Origin of the sequence: Flavobacterium aquidurense (genome assembly GCF_002217195.1) — a bacterium.
GTDB classification, from domain to species: Bacteria; Bacteroidota; Bacteroidia; order Flavobacteriales; family Flavobacteriaceae; genus Flavobacterium; species Flavobacterium frigidimaris.
Genome location: NZ_MUGR01000014.1, coordinates 217,144 through 232,451, shown reverse-complemented (window position 1 = coordinate 232,451; position 15,308 = coordinate 217,144). Strand labels below are relative to the sequence as shown.

Genomic DNA, 15,308 nt, shown 5'->3' with positions numbered 1-15,308 from the left:
CTGTCGGGTAACACGCAATGATTTTATTTATTCTTCAGCCATTCAAACAGGCGATTGGCATCTTCATACTTAAACAATTTTGTTCCTTCATTCATTGTTGCGGCAGATCCGCAGGCGACTCCCCAGCGAATTACTTCTTTCAGGCTTTTATTTTGAGACAATGCCCAAACCATTCCTCCTACCATGCTATCGCCTGCACCAACTGTACTTTTTTTGGCAACATTTGGTGCCGGAACATATTCATATTCATCCTTAGTTACTAAAACAGCTCCTTGCGGGCCAAGTGAAACTACCACAATTTCGGCTCCGCCTTTGGTAATTATTTTTTTTGCCGCTTCATTTACCTCTTCCATTTCAAGACGCTCAACACCCACTAATTTTGCCAGTTCACCTACATTGGGTTTTATCAGATAGGCTCCTGTTTCCAGAACTTTTTTTAAGGCTTCGCCGGAAGTATCAACGATTAGTTTTGAATTTGATTTCTTGGCTATTTCAGCTACTTTTTGGTAAAAATCGGTTGACAAACCTTCATTTAAACTTCCGCTTGCGACTAAAAATTTTGGTTTTAAATTCGAAATGGTTTCCAACACCTTTTTTACTTCTGAATTGGATAAAACATCTCCCGAAAACCCAAATCTGTATTGTGAATTCGTATGATCATCTACGGCTATAAAATTTTCTCTTGTCGCTGTTTTGGTTTCAATTGCCTCAAAATCAACTGTCTCCTCTTTTACTAAATCTTTCAGCATTTCGCCAACAGCTCCGCCCGAAGTAAAAACCGCCAGTGAACTTCCGTGTAAGCGTGCAATAGCTTTAGAAACATTTATTCCGCCACCGCCGGCATCAAATTGCGGTTCTCCGCATCTTATTTTCTGCTCCGCAATCAGGCCTGTAAAATGGGTGCTTTTATCTACTGAAGGGTTTACGGTTAGTGTAACTATATCAAATGATTTCATTTTTTATTGTTTTTAATTCTCTTAAAGATCCGAAAAAAATGTTGTTTAGAAAAACAGGTCATTTACAATAGTTTTCAAACAGGTATAAAGACGCATTCTCTACAAATATTGCAATTTTATTCTAACACATAGAAACATAGCTTTTCTTTGAGAATAAAGACGTTTCACTTTTCTAAAGAAAACATAGCTTTGTGTTGAAAATCTTGATTTTCTTCGAATATGTTTTTGATTTATGTTTTTATCTCTCTGTTGCTATGTGTTAAATACTTTTATCGATTATAACAAACGCTTTATTATGAGCAAGATTTACTGCTGTTCATCTCTACGATATTACGCCATTAAAATTTGTACCTTTGCGCCTTACAAACATTGGAACTTAAAAAAAATGATCGAAGATAAAAATCCGCAACGTACCAGTATAGCCCAATTAGGTGAATTTGGCTTAATTGAACATCTCACCAAAAATTTTGATGTTACTCAGGAATCTACTTTAAAAAGTATTGGTGACGATGCTGCTGTTCTTGATTTTAAGGATAAAAAAGTAGTGGTTTCAACTGATTTACTGATCGAAGGCGTACATTTTGATTTGGCTTATATGCCATTAAAACATTTAGGGTACAAAGCAGTTGTTGTAAACCTGTCTGACATTTGTGCCATGAATGCCAAACCAACGCAAATAACGGTTTCTGTAGCGGTTTCTAACCGTTTTCCACTAGAAGCCTTAGAAGAATTATTTGATGGGATTACACACGCTGCAAAAGAATATAAAGTTGATGTTATTGGCGGCGACACTACCTCATCGCAAAAAGGATTAATTATTAGCATTACAGCAATTGGTGAAGCTGATGAAGATGAACTGGTCTATAGAAATGGTGCCAAACAAACAGATTTACTTGTGGTAACCGGTGATATTGGCGCTGCATATATGGGCTTACAAGTCTTAGAACGCGAAAAACAGGTTTTCCAGGTGAACCCAAACAGTCAGCCTGATCTTGATATGTACAGTTATCTTATCGAACGCCAGCTGAAACCTGAAGCACGCAAAGATGTTCGTACTTTATTGCACGCTCTTGAAATCAAGCCCACTTCGATGATCGATATTTCAGACGGTTTATCTTCTGAGATTATTCATTTATGTAAACAGTCAAAAGTAGGCTGTAATTTATATGAAGATAAACTTCCGTTAGATCCACAATTTATTTCGACTTGCGAAGAGTTTAATATCGACAGTACAACCGTTGCGATTAATGGCGGTGAAGATTATGAATTGCTTTTTACAATTGACATTAATGATTTTGACAAGATAAAGGGAAATCCAAATTTCTCTGTAATTGGTCATATGGCAGACGAAAGCGAAGGCATACATTTAGTGACCCGGGCCAACACCCAAATTGCTTTGAAAGCGCGTGGCTGGGATGCTTTGACGGAATAGTCGACTTAAAATTTCAAATAAAAAAAATTCCAAATTCCAATGATCTTGTATTATTGGAATTTGGAATTTTTTGTTTAGAATTTCATTCTTAAAAAAGTCCTTTACTCTTGGCTTCTTTCAGTAATTCTTCATCAGAACCTGATTTTACTTTGAGCAATTCTTTGAGGCTTAATTTACGTTTTTCAATCGCATTCAAAGAAATCGGAATGTATTGCGGCATATCTTCTACTGGCGTTCCTTTTGAGAGATGAAATAAAATTTGTTTATCAAACTCATCAATTTCGATTAAATTATGAGGCGACTGGTTGAGTATTTTCTGAACCGACTGACTGTAATATTTGTCATTTTTCATGACTTTGTCCAGTGCAAAAAGCAATTCATCAAACGTCAGATCATTTTTTATAACCAAACCATTCGGCTGAATGGTTCTGATAATGGTTTTTATTTTTAGCAATTCTGTATACATTGTCAGTAAAATGACTTTACAGCTTGGCATTTTCTTTAAGATTAGCCTTGCAAGATCTTCACCTGAAAAAATATCTTTTTCTTCATAAGAAGGCATACTAATATCTAAAAAAGCAATATCAAACTCCGGACTTTGCCCGTCCTGAATCAAATCATATCCGGATTTACAATCGTGGGCCTGCGAAATTATAAATTCGTACTGATCCGGATGATAACGTGTTATTGCATTTTTATACCCTTCAATAATAAAGGGGTGATCGTCAACAATTAATATGTTTTTTTTAATTAATTTGGGATCGGGGGCATTTAAGTCAATTGTCATGTATTCTGTAGGTTAATTTTCTGATCTATGGGGATTTTAATTTCAAGAAGTGTTCCTTCGCCTTTGGCTGATTTCAAAGAGGCTGTCCCTTTGCATTCCGCCGCTCTGTATTGGATATTATGTAATCCTATGCCATTCTTAATTCTTTTGACATTAAATCCAATTCCGTCATCAGAAATAGACAAAACCAAATGATCTATTTCACTTTTAAATTCAACTGTAATAGTGTCTGCATTTGCATACTTATTACAATTCTGCAATGCTTCCTGAATGATTCTGTATAAATTAATTTTAACGGTATTACTTACCAGTTCCCATTTAATATTAGAATCAAATGAGGTAATTAATTTTGAATCGTAGGTATTTTGCTGGTCTTCGAATAATTTATTTAAAATCGCGATAAAATTATTAATTAATTCGGATTTCTCTCTATTTAAGTCATGTGAAATTTCGCGTATGTCTTCTTCGATATGTTTTAGTTCGGTCAGATATTTTTTTCTTTTGGGAGCGGCTTCTGCCTCATCAATTTTATCCAGACTGTCTAAGCTTATCCTCACGCCAAACATTCTTCCTAAAACGCCATCGTGCAAATCCTGAGCTACTTTTTTCTTTTCTTTAATACGCGTCTGTTCAATATCATTTTGCTGCGAGATCATCAGATTATAAATGTCTTCGTTGGCAATCTGCTGTTGCTGCTTAAAAAGTAACTCCCGGTTTTTAGCCTGCTGCGTTTTGTACACATAAAAGAATAAACCTATCAGGGTACAAATACTAAAAACATATATCAGGGTTTTATTTTTCTCCTGAAGATTTGAGTTTTGATCTTTTATTTCGTTGGTTTCGTATTGTATACGGGAGAATTTTTCGCCCATTTTACGTTCTGCCCTTAACATTTGGTCGTTTAATTTGATATACTCTTTCGTATAATCTGAAGCATTTTTAGGATCAACAACTGCAATTTGTTTCAGAGCTCCTAATGTACTATTTAACTTGCCCAATGTACGGGATAAAATGAGTGCCTGTTTTGAATATTGAACAGCCCTAAAAGTATCTTTGTTATAAGCGTAATACTCTGACAGATGTATTTTACTTGATACTATTGCCGATTTAAGCATGAGACTGTCCCTAATTTTTAAAGACTTATAAAACAAATCCGGCAATTCATTCGGTTCATTTAATTTAAACTTCGAATAAGCCAGGTTATCCAGAAGCATCGCATATAATATTGGTTTTTCCTCAAATAATTTTTTCTCTTCTAACCCTCTTTTATAATAGACAATTGCCTCTTTATAATTGTGCATACTCATATAAATAAAACCTATATTATTTAAAGAAGTAGCTTTAAACTGATATTCTAACGGTATTGATTTATCTTCTAAAACACTTAGAGCTTTCTTTTGATATTCTAATGCCTTAGGATATTCCTCTCTCTCGTTATACAATATTCCGAGAAGATTATAACTTTCATAAAATTGGTCATTGACTTTTTTTTGCTTCTTTAAGCTGCTTAAAGCTTTAAAAACTGCAATTTCACTTTCAAAATAGTCCCCTTGATTATATTGAAGACTTGCCTTACTTAAAAATGTTTTCGCTAAATTATATTCATCGTTGATTCGCAAATAAACTTTTTCGGCCTTAAAATAACTCATAAACGCACTATCTACAACAGATTGAGATACATAATAGTCTCCTAGATAGGTATAGGCTTTGGCCATGTTTACAGAATCTTTAGAGTTTTTTGCCCGCTCTAAAATTAACTTTGTAGTTTTAAGATAAGCTTTCCAGTCGCTCATGTTATAGTAGCGATTAGCAACTTTAAAAAGATTAACTCTATTAATAGAATCATCTTTCTGATTAATAATAATAGCTAATGCTTTTTGATTGTATTTTTGTTTGAAGTGTAAAGGCAAATCAAAATCATTTGCCAATTTAAGATAAACAGGAAGACTGTCTTCTGGAGATATGATGTCGTTATCTGACTTGTTTTTTTTGGAACAACTCAACAAAACAAAGAAAATAAACAATATTATCTGATATTTTTTTTTCAATTGTAGATTTGGATTTCATCAAAAATACTAAATCTATAAACACAAAAAAAGGCCATCAAGAAATTGATGGCCCAAATAAAATCGTAATGAATTAGTTTTAATCTAATTTTATATTTCTTCCTAATGACTGATTAACATTATTTAATTGATCATTACTTGTTCCCTGAAAATCAAGTTTCTTTTTACCTCCTGTCATAGCACCATCATCTATTCCATTTGTTACTTGAAAATCAAGTTTCTTTTTCCCTCCTGTCATAGCGCCATCATCTATTCCACGAAAATTACCATTATCTAAAGTTAATGAAGAATTTGTTTGTGGGGTTGCAAATGAAGTTGCTACCATTACTAAAGAAAATAATCCGAATGTTAAAGCTGCTTTTTTCATGATTTGAGGTATTTAATTTTTGATATATTATTTTTGGAGAATCATCGCTCTGTGCGAATCATGGTGTAAAACTAACTCCGGATTCAAAAAAAATTTATACGAAAAAACAGGTTTATGGTAGAACATACCCAATTGATAGTCAATGGGCATCAAATTGATGTAATCACCTAGTTTTTAGACTTCTAAGTAATTTCCTATAGAAAAATCAGCAATAATTCTATCTACATTTGATTTGTAGGTTTTGGAAAAAGGGATCTTTTTGGGAGAGTTTTTTATGTAACAAACTGAGCTTCCGTTATGAATTCTCGAAATATAATTTCTATTGATTATATAACTGTTGTGAATTCGAACAAAAGGATAGGACAAAATGCCTTCAAAATGCTTTAAAGTTTTAAAAGCTGTTATCATCTCTCCGGAATTCAGATAAATATCTGTCGAATTATTATCTGCCTGAAAATAACAAATATCGAGTGAGTTGATATACCGATAATCTCCATACGATTTAATGCAAATAATAAGGGGTTTCTCAACAATTTGCGGCATTTGTACAACTGGAAGTATTGCTGAAGCAGCTTCACTTCGTATTTCAACTGAATTATTTTCTAAAACATTCTTTTTCAGTTTCAGAACTAGCATTACCAGATCTATTGACTGCACAGGTTTTAATAAATAATCAAAAACACTGTACTGAATGGCATCAAAAGCCAATTCCTTTTTTGTGGTGGTAATAATTATCTTGGGAATAAGGGAGAAAAACCGATAAAGCTCGTTTATAAATGAGAGCGAAAGATTACTGATTGTGTCTTTTGGATCAATTTCTAAAAAAACAATCGAAGGCTGATGTTCTAAAACCAGATACAAACCGTCCTGGTAGTTCACAGCCGAAGCCAAAAAAGTCAACTCCGGAAAACTCGCTGCAACTGTTTTTGTTTTTAGAATACTTTCTGCATCATCGTCAATAATAATATACGAATACTTTTTCAATGTTAGTTTTTGTTGAATTTTCATGAATCCCAGACAACTATTCCTTTAGCCTCATCAATACTTTTGAAAAAATTTATTTTTAGTGGTTTATTCGCAATTAAAAATACAAATTTCAGCTATTCTACTATTTCATTGTTAATACATTGCACACAAATGTTAACACATAAGGACGAAATGCAAAAAAAACCGATGAAATGCATTGATAAAATTAAAAAAATCCCAAATTCCGATATGGAATTTGGGATTTTTATGGTGTTATTTTTAAAAAACTTACATTTTCATTAACCAGTTTTTCATCGAAACTTCGTTTTCAATAATATCTTTCAATTCAGATATTTTTACACGGTCTTGTTTCATTGTATCTCTGTGACGAATCGTTACTGTTTGATCTTCGATTGTCTGATGATCTACTGTAACGCAAAACGGAGTTCCAAGAGCATCTTGTCTTCTGTAACGACGGCCTACTGCATCTTTTTCATCATATGCCACAGTGAAATCCCATTTTAAATCATCGATGATTTTTTTAGCGATATCCGGCAATCCATCTTTTTTAATCAATGGTAAAATAGCCACTTTTGTTGGTGCTAGAACAGACGGTAATTTTAAAACTGTTCTTGTTGAACCGTCTTCTAAAACCTCTTCTTTTAGTGAAGTGGCAAAAACAGCCAGGAACATACGATCTAAACCAACTGACGTTTCTACTACGTATGGTACATAGTTTTCATTTAGTTCAGGGTCAAAATATTGTAGTTTTCTACCAGAATACTCTTCGTGCGCTTTTAAATCGAAATCTGTACGAGAGTGAATTCCTTCTAATTCTTTGAATCCGAACGGGAAATTAAACTCAATATCAGCAGCAGCATTTGCATAGTGCGCTAATTTTTCGTGATCGTGAAAACGGTAATTTTCTTTTCCTAATCCTAAAGATAAGTGCCAGTTCAAACGGGTTTCTTTCCAGTGGTGGTACCATTTCATTTCTTCACCAGGACGAACGAAAAATTGCATTTCCATTTGTTCGAATTCACGCATACGGAAAATAAATTGTCTTGCAACAATCTCGTTTCTAAACGCTTTACCCGTTTGAGCAATTCCAAAAGGAATTTTCATACGGCCTGATTTCTGAACATTCAGGAAATTCACAAAAATACCCTGAGCTGTTTCCGGACGTAAATATAAATCCATTGCAGAATCTGCAGAAGCTCCAAGTTTAGTTCCAAACATTAAGTTGAATTGCTTTACATCTGTCCAGTTTTTAGAACCTGTTTCAGGATCAGCAATTTCTAATTCTTCGATTAAAGCTTTTACATCCTGAAGATCGTCGCTCATACCTTTTGCAAGCCTTGACAGAATTTCTTTGTATTTTGAAAGATATTCTATAACACGGGCATTTGTTGTCACAAATTCCTGCTCATTAAAAGCATCACCAAAACGAGCTCTTGCTTTTTCAATTTCTTTCTGAGCCTTTTGATTCAGCTTTTCAGCATAATCTTCAACTAAAACGTCAGCTCTATATCTCTTTTTTGAATCTTTATTATCAATTAACGGATCATTGAAAGCATCTACGTGGCCTGAAGCTTTCCAAGTCGTTGGATGCATTAATATTGCAGCATCAAGGCCTACAATATTCTCGTTCATCTGAACCATTGATTTCCACCAATATTCACGGATATTCTTTTTTAACTCGACACCATTTTGTGCATAATCATACACTGCACTCAATCCATCGTATACTTCGCTTGACGGAAAAATAAATCCGTACTCTTTTGCGTGCGAAACCACATTCTTAAATATATCTTCTTGTTTTGCCATAGTGATGCAAAAATATAAAAAGTACGTTGAAAAAAAAGAAAAATTATAAAGATTGAAGCATTCATTTCGTTATTTTTGTAACTAAATTCTTTCTATTTGTGTTTAATTATCTTATTAACCTGTTTTTCCCTAAAGTTTGTGCCGGATGTCACACAATTTTAATCAGTAACGAAACTGTTTTGTGTACCACTTGTCGTCACGAAATGCCCCTGACACAATATCATTTAGATCCTAAAAATGAAGCTGTCAAAAAATTCTATGGCAAGATTGCTATCGAACACGCATCAGCACTTTTGTATTTCAACAAAAAAGGAATTGTTCAGGAACTCATTCACAATCTAAAATACAGAGGGCATGAAGAAATTGGAACCGTTTTAGGCAATTGGTATGTCGAAGATTTAAAAGAATTAGTTCTCGAGACTCCTTTCGACATGGTAATTCCCGTTCCGCTACATCCCAAAAAATTCAGGGAACGAGGCTATAATCAGGTTACTACTTTTGGAAAAGCGGTAGCGCAGGGTTTAAATATTGACTATGACGGGACTGTTTTATATCGAAAGAAATATTCTAAAACACAATCAAAAAAGAATCTCGCCGGAAGATCTGATAATATCGAAAATATTTTTGATGTTATTACCGCTGAAGAAAATCAAAACAAACACTTTTTAATTGTAGACGATGTTCTGACCACCGGAGCAACTCTAGAAGCCTGTGCGCGTGCTTTATTAAAAATTCCGGGAGCAAAAATCAGCATTGTCTGTATGGCAATAGCGAATTCATAAAATACAAGAAACTCCAAAAAATAAATTCCAAATTCCAATGGTTACAAAAGTTTGGAATTTGGAATTTGGAATTTATTTTTTGGAATTTTATTTATTTACGATTATTTTCTTAACCGTTCTTCGATCTCCTTCCAGAACTGTAACGAAGTAAATTCCTGAAGAGAAATTTGACAATTGAATGTTCTGATTGAAATAGGAAGTTTTAGCAAAGGAATCAGAATAGACTTTTTTACCTAAAACATCATATACATCAACGTGAATTGTGCTGAGAGAATCGCTTTTGAACTGAATCGTAAAATTTCCTCTATTGGGATTTGGATATAGCGTAAAGTCAGGATTCTGAACATCAGGGATGCCTGCGGTAAAAGTTTGATTACAGATATTTATCGAAGCCGAATTTATTTTTCCCAAATTGCCTGTAACTGCATCACGAACTCTTAAAGTCCAGTTTCCTTTAGGATCCTTGCCGTTGAAAACGCTTAACAAATCGATCGGAACTACAATCTGACTTGTTGTTTTAGAACAATCTAATGCAATTCCATTATCATCATATTCAAGTGCCAAAGTAGACTTTATTCCTCCACAACTTGCATTATTATAAAGATTGACAACTGTTCCTTGCGGATTTACGATCTGAATTTCGACATCAGAAAGTCTGTCATGTGTAAAGTTTACCAAAACATTTACATCAGAAACGGTTCCTGTTGAAGCAGGTACATTTACAGTTTTGCTAATAAAAGTTGTTGCAAAAGGAATATCAAAAGCATTTCCGAAACTATATGCATCACAAGTTGTTGTCGATGTATACCCCACTGCAAATGATTTGCTGTTTAAAGCGTAATAAATATTAGCCGTTGGCTGAACCAAAATTCTGCAATTTGTTGAACTTTCTATAGTCGTTGGGATCTGAATCACTTCTGAACCATCATTTGCAGTATTTGAGGCGAGCATTATCGGAAAGGTTACGCCACCATCCAGAGATAATTTGATATTTACGGTTGAAGACCCCTGTAATGTATTGGTATTATTTACGCTCCAGATTATGGTTTGAAATGATCCTTTTTGCCAGCTCACATCATTCGCATTCTGAGAAGTAACTGTAAATGGTCCTGCATTGGCCATTACATTTACAATCATCGTATCTGTATTTGTTTGCGCCGTTCCCTGAGCTGCATTATCTCTTCCGGTCAGACTAAAATGCAACGTTCTGGCAATAGACGAAACAGACTCCCAGGTAGTGGTTAATTTATTCTGAAGAACAGCATTAAAATCTGGCATATAGCGAATTAGAGAACTTCCCGGAGCTACAGATCTGAATAATGGACCATCCGGTTTTGTTGGATACGCAATACTATTGCTGTTCGCTGTAGAAGATGAGACTGCACTATCATATTGTTCCCAGGTATAAGTAATGGTATCACCTTCAGGATCTGAACCGGTACCCGTTAAAATAAATGCTGTGCCAATAGGAATCGAATAATCTAAACCGGCATTGATTGTTGGAGGATTATTTGTTATCGGGGTATTTACCGGACAACTTTTTGCAGCAAGATTACTTTGAATTTGCGCAATGCTTACGTAGGCAAAATAATCGTCTGAGTTCTCCTGAACATTATATTTTGTTATTCCTGCATATCCCATAATTGTAGAACCGCTTCCGGGCTCCACATTGACACCTGTTCTTTCAGCTCCATCAAAAGAAAAAGTATGATTAGCACCAAGCTGATGTCCCATTTCGTGAGCCACAAAATCAATATCAAATGCATCTCCCTGAGGTCTTCCATTTGATGGCGAAGTGTAGCCGCTACCTTTACCAATAACATTTGAGGCTGTCGGACTATCGCAAACACAACCAATACAGGCCGCATTACCGCCGCCTCCTGTAGCTCCAAATAAATGCCCGATATCATAATTTCCTTCACCAATGACACTTGTCAATGTACTTTGTACTTCTTTACTCCAATAATCATTACCGTCTGAGTTATCTACTGACGTTCCTTTACTGGCGTCTGAGTAAGGATCTGTTGCCGCATTTGTGTAAATTACGGCATCTGTATTGGCGATCAGTTCTAACTTTACAGCAAGATCTTTATTAAAAATACCATTTACTCTTGTCAAAGAAGCATTCATACCTGCCAGTGCACCGGCTTTTGTCCCGCCAAAATAAGCTGTATACTCTCCTGTGCAAGAAAGTGCCAATCGCAACGTTTTAAAAATTTTATTGCTTGCCGCTGATTTAGATGTTTTTGAGGAAGTATTGTTGTTCGAAATTATATCCGTCGTTTTACATTCTAATTGGCTTGTTGATGTTCCGTCATTTTTAGTAAACAAAACATATTCAGCCTTATTATCCTCATTTTGTTCTATATACTCAGATGGTTTATTAGCACGAAGTACCATTGTCTGTACACCGATCGGCGCTACGCTAAAATGAATCTTAGCTGTTGTATCATCCAGACCACTTCCTTCATAAGCTCTTATTTCAGGATATTTTGCCTGTAATTCCGGTTCGAAATTAGAAGATTCCCAAACTGTAAATCGCTCTAAAACGCCATTAGAATTTGGAATTGTAATTTCTGCAGTAGTACTTTTTGGGGTTTTATTTGTTACTCCTGAAAGTTTCGACTTCAAAAAATCAGTATTAAGCTTATAGTAATTCCTTTGTGAATCAGATAAATTTACTCTTTTGCCCGTAGAACCGGAGGTTACTTTTTGCCACAAATCATCACTTTGAGCGTAAATATTTGCACAACAAAAAATAAAAAATAAAAAAAGTAGCTTTTTTTTCATATTCAGGTGGAAATTGAAAAATCAAAATTAAGCGAATTAAATCAAATTCTTACACTTATACGACAATTAATGATTTTTAGAAGACGACTTGATCTTTTTTTACAAAAAGAAATAGATTGTCATCAAAAATCAATTGAGCTTAGCATTAAATTTGAAATAGATAGTATAAATTTGCACCATCTTAAATTATTTGTTTTGAAGCTCTTTCATTCTATAAACGATTTTCAGTCTACCAAGAAGACGATTTTAACTCTTGGTACCTTTGACGGCGTACATATTGGTCACAAAAAAATTCTGGAAAGAATTACTCAAAATACTGAAAATGGAAAATACGAAAGTCTAGTACTTACTTTTTTTCCGCACCCGAGAATGGTTTTGCAGGAAAAATCAGAAATAAAACTTTTGAACACTATTTCTGAAAAAACAAAACTTCTGGAAGCAACAGGAATCGAGAACCTTGTCATTCATCCGTTTAACGAAAGTTTTTCACGATTGACTGCCGAAGAATTTGTGCGTACTATTTTAGTGGATCAGTTTCATATTCAAAAAATAATTATAGGCCACGACCATCGTTTCGGAAGAAACAGAACGGCTAATATTGATGATTTAATCGCTTTTGGAGCTGAATATGGTTTTGAAGTCGAACAAATCTCAGCACAGGAAATCCAGGATGTATCTGTAAGTTCAACCAAAATCAGAAAAGCTTTGAACGAAGGAAATATGACTTTAGCCAATGAATATTTGGGTTATGCATATTTTTTATCCGGCGAGGTTGTAAAAGGAAAACAATTAGGCAGAACAATTGGTTTTCCTACAGCAAACATCAAAATTGAGGAAGAATACAAATTAATTCCAAAAATTGGAGTTTATGTAGTGAAAGTTTTAATTGGTGATCAGGAATTTTTCGGAATGATGAATATTGGTTTCAACCCAACTGTAAACGGACAAAACCAAACAATTGAAGTCAATATATTTGATTTTGATGCTACTATTTATGGTCAAAAAATCGAAGTTTCGCTATTGCATTATCTTCGTGAAGAACAAAAATTTGGTTCACTGGATTTGCTTAAAGCCCAATTAAATCAGGACGAAAAAGATGCTTTGGCATTTGTGAGTCAGCTTTAAGAAGCTTTTTTGTTCAGACTGTAATTGTAATAATATGTAGTCCCGATAGGACAAAACATCAACTTCAACAAACTTTTCTACCAAAATATAATCTCTACGAGATAGGTGGTCAAATTTTTCACAATCTTGTCATTTCGACCTAAGAAAGAAATCACATTAGTTGGTCAACAAACTTAACCTCTTTATGACTTTACGAGATATTCCGTCAGGAATTAAATATTGCCAGAAAAATTAATTTCACCATACACAATGTCCCATATTGACTGGACTTTTCATACATTGTAATCCATAAACAACTTCCTTAAAACTTGTTGCAGTTTCATTTCATCACACTTTTTACCATTTTTAAATCATCGTAGTTATTTTTTTAGTAAATTTGATATAGAACTCTGTTTATCAAATATTTACTATTAACTTCTTTAAAATTAACCACTATGAAATTACCTAAAGAAATAACCAATGGTTTCCTTATATTCCTTGGAATAGGAATTTACTTTTTATTGATGAACGTATTAGGTTTGGCCCATTTGTTCTATTTGCGTACACTTAACGTCTTTTTTATATTTTATGGCGTAAACAGAACGATGAAAATGAACCTTCAGGAAGGAGAAACCAATTTTGTATCTAATGCTGTTTCTGCTATGGCAACTTCTGTGGTTGGTGTGGCGATGAGTGTTTTCGGATTACTGGTGTACAGTTATGCAAGAGGTGGTGATGCTTATGTAAAAACATTATCAGAAACTTTTATGTTTGGAGGAAATCCATCAGTACCAACTTACTGTATTTGCTTGTTATTTGAAGGAGTCGCTTCTTCGGTAATTGTCACATTAATGATGATGCTGTATTGGAACAATAAGTATGTAGCCGATTAACATTTCAAAATAAAATAATCATTTAAGCATTCTAAAATCATATTTTTTTACAATTATATGATTTTAGAATGCTTCTTTTTTGAAATTTCATGCAAAATATTCATTTAAAGCGGTGGGCATCATTGATAAGAACAATTTAATTACTTTTGAAGCTCCAAAAACAATAAACCAATGAACATTACCAAACACGACTGGACAAAAGACGAGATAATCGCGATATACAATAAACCTATGATGGACCTGCTGTATGAAGCAGCAACGATACACAGGCAAAAACACGATCCGAACGTAGTTCAGGTATCTACATTATTATCTATCAAAACCGGGGGCTGCCCCGAAGATTGTGGGTATTGCCCGCAAGCTGCCCGCTATAATACAGGTGTTGAAGGAAATGATTTAATGAGTGTTAGTCAGGTAAAAGCACAGGCTTTACGTGCCAAATCCAGCGGATCATCCCGCGTTTGCATGGGAGCTGCCTGGAGAAACGTAAAAGATGGCGAAGAGTTTGATCAGGTTCTGGAAATGGTTCGTACCATCAACAAACTCGACATGGAGGTTTGTTGTACTTTGGGTATGATTACTGAAAACCAGGCACAACGTCTGGCAGAAGCCGGTTTATATGCTTACAACCACAATTTAGATACTTCTGAAGAATATTATAAAGATGTCATTTCGACCCGTGGTTTCGAAGACCGTCTGCAAACTATCGAGAACGTTCGTAAAACCAATGTTACCGTTTGTAGCGGAGGAATTATCGGAATGGGCGAAAGCATCGAAGACAGAGCCGGAATGCTCGTAGCGCTTTCTACTCTGAATCCGCAACCGGAGTCTGTGCCTATTAACGCTTTAGTTGCTGTTGAAGGAACACCGATGGAAGAAGAAAAGCCGGTAGAAATCTGGGAAATGATTCGTATGGTAGCAACCACAAGAATTGTAATGCCGGATACACAGGTGCGCTTGTCTGCAGGAAGGACCAATATGAGCCGCGAAGGACAGGCAATGTGCTTTTTTGCCGGTGCCAATTCTATTTTTGCCGGAGATAAATTGCTGACAACACCAAATCCTGATGTACAGGAAGACATGAAAATGTTTGACTTATTAGGACTGATTCCTCAAAAACCATTTGTTAAAGTTTCGCAGCCACAAACCGTTGAAGCAGCTGACTCTCAGTTCGCTCCATTGGGCGAAAAACCTAAATGGTCAAGACCCGGACATACGATTGAACGAAACATGGAAGCTTCGATCAAATCAAAAAATTAATTAAATGAGTTAATAAATCTCGAGAAATATTTTTAAATTGCTTATGACACAGAGTTATAAGCAATTTTTTTATTTAAG

Annotated in this window: 12 protein-coding genes; 5 read left to right on the top strand and 7 right to left on the bottom strand. The window is 34.8% G+C overall.

The features are described 5' to 3' along the window. Positions 1–23: 23 nt before the first annotated feature. Positions 24–956: a 1-phosphofructokinase family hexose kinase gene (locus B0A67_RS08215; protein WP_072957012.1), complete on the bottom strand. Its 933-nt coding sequence runs from the start codon at positions 954–956 to the stop codon at positions 24–26. 385 nt (positions 957–1,341) lie between these two features. Between B0A67_RS08215 and thiL the strand changes: the two genes are divergently transcribed. Continuing rightward, positions 1,342–2,388, top strand: coding sequence for a thiamine-phosphate kinase (gene thiL, locus B0A67_RS08210; RefSeq protein ID WP_072957015.1), 1,047 nt, complete (start codon positions 1,342–1,344; stop codon positions 2,386–2,388). An 88-nt stretch (positions 2,389–2,476) separates the two neighbouring features. On the opposite strand, the gene B0A67_RS08205 is transcribed toward thiL, so the two are convergent. From B0A67_RS08205 to B0A67_RS08180, 5 genes are all read right to left on the bottom strand, one after another. Further along, positions 2,477–3,175 (bottom strand): response regulator, encoded by a 699-nt coding sequence (locus B0A67_RS08205; protein WP_072957018.1) that lies wholly within the window; start codon positions 3,173–3,175, stop codon positions 2,477–2,479. Continuing rightward, positions 3,172–5,223, bottom strand: coding sequence for a tetratricopeptide repeat-containing sensor histidine kinase (locus B0A67_RS08200; RefSeq protein ID WP_084074488.1), 2,052 nt, complete (start codon positions 5,221–5,223; stop codon positions 3,172–3,174). Before B0A67_RS08200 ends, B0A67_RS08205 begins: the two co-directional genes overlap by 4 nt. Before the next feature lie 97 nt (positions 5,224–5,320). Next, entirely contained in the window at positions 5,321–5,608 is a 288-nt protein-coding gene (locus tag B0A67_RS08195) for a hypothetical protein (RefSeq protein WP_072957021.1), read from the bottom strand. Between the two features lie 174 nt (positions 5,609–5,782). Beyond that, positions 5,783–6,616: a LytR/AlgR family response regulator transcription factor gene (locus tag B0A67_RS08190; RefSeq protein WP_242670943.1), complete on the bottom strand. Its 834-nt coding sequence runs from the start codon at positions 6,614–6,616 to the stop codon at positions 5,783–5,785. A 246-nt stretch (positions 6,617–6,862) separates the two neighbouring features. After that, positions 6,863–8,401: a glycine--tRNA ligase gene (locus B0A67_RS08180; RefSeq protein WP_072957029.1), complete on the bottom strand. Its 1,539-nt coding sequence runs from the start codon at positions 8,399–8,401 to the stop codon at positions 6,863–6,865. Between the two features lie 98 nt (positions 8,402–8,499). Between B0A67_RS08180 and B0A67_RS08175 the strand changes: the two genes are divergently transcribed. Next, positions 8,500–9,183, top strand: a complete 684-nt coding sequence (locus B0A67_RS08175; protein ID WP_072957032.1) for a ComF family protein — start codon at positions 8,500–8,502, stop codon at positions 9,181–9,183. Between the two features lie 87 nt (positions 9,184–9,270). On the opposite strand, the gene B0A67_RS08170 is transcribed toward B0A67_RS08175, so the two are convergent. Continuing rightward, positions 9,271–11,814, bottom strand: a complete 2,544-nt coding sequence (locus B0A67_RS08170) for a zinc-dependent metalloprotease (protein ID WP_242670942.1) — start codon at positions 11,812–11,814, stop codon at positions 9,271–9,273. 354 nt (positions 11,815–12,168) lie between these two features. On the opposite strand from B0A67_RS08170, the gene B0A67_RS08165 reads away from it, so the two are divergent. The 3 genes from B0A67_RS08165 (at position 12,169) to bioB (ending at position 15,230) form a co-directional block, all read left to right on the top strand. Continuing rightward, positions 12,169–13,098: a bifunctional riboflavin kinase/FAD synthetase gene (locus B0A67_RS08165; RefSeq protein WP_072957922.1), complete on the top strand. Its 930-nt coding sequence runs from the start codon at positions 12,169–12,171 to the stop codon at positions 13,096–13,098. A 434-nt stretch (positions 13,099–13,532) separates the two neighbouring features. Further along, a complete protein-coding gene (locus B0A67_RS08160) occupies positions 13,533–13,970 on the top strand; it encodes a hypothetical protein (RefSeq protein WP_072957039.1) in 438 nt (145 codons plus the stop codon). A gap of 171 nt (positions 13,971–14,141) precedes the next feature. After that, positions 14,142–15,230, top strand: a complete 1,089-nt coding sequence (gene bioB, locus B0A67_RS08155; RefSeq protein ID WP_072957041.1) for a biotin synthase BioB — start codon at positions 14,142–14,144, stop codon at positions 15,228–15,230. Positions 15,231–15,308 lie beyond the last annotated feature (78 nt).

Excerpts from the sequence above, each read along its gene's own strand:
- B0A67_RS08215 (WP_072957012.1), bottom strand. The coding sequence starts at position 956 with ATGAAATCATTTGATATAGTTACACTAACCGTAAACCCTTCAGTAGAT.
- thiL (WP_072957015.1), top strand. The coding sequence starts at position 1,342 with ATGATCGAAGATAAAAATCCGCAACGTACCAGTATAGCCCAATTAGGT.
- B0A67_RS08205 (WP_072957018.1), bottom strand. The coding sequence starts at position 3,175 with ATGACAATTGACTTAAATGCCCCCGATCCCAAATTAATTAAAAAAAAC.
- B0A67_RS08195 (WP_072957021.1), bottom strand. The coding sequence starts at position 5,608 with ATGAAAAAAGCAGCTTTAACATTCGGATTATTTTCTTTAGTAATGGTA.
- B0A67_RS08190 (WP_242670943.1), bottom strand. The coding sequence starts at position 6,616 with ATGAAAATTCAACAAAAACTAACATTGAAAAAGTATTCGTATATTATT.
- B0A67_RS08180 (WP_072957029.1), bottom strand. The coding sequence starts at position 8,401 with ATGGCAAAACAAGAAGATATATTTAAGAATGTGGTTTCGCACGCAAAA.
- B0A67_RS08160 (WP_072957039.1), top strand. The coding sequence starts at position 13,533 with ATGAAATTACCTAAAGAAATAACCAATGGTTTCCTTATATTCCTTGGA.
- bioB (WP_072957041.1), top strand. The coding sequence starts at position 14,142 with ATGAACATTACCAAACACGACTGGACAAAAGACGAGATAATCGCGATA.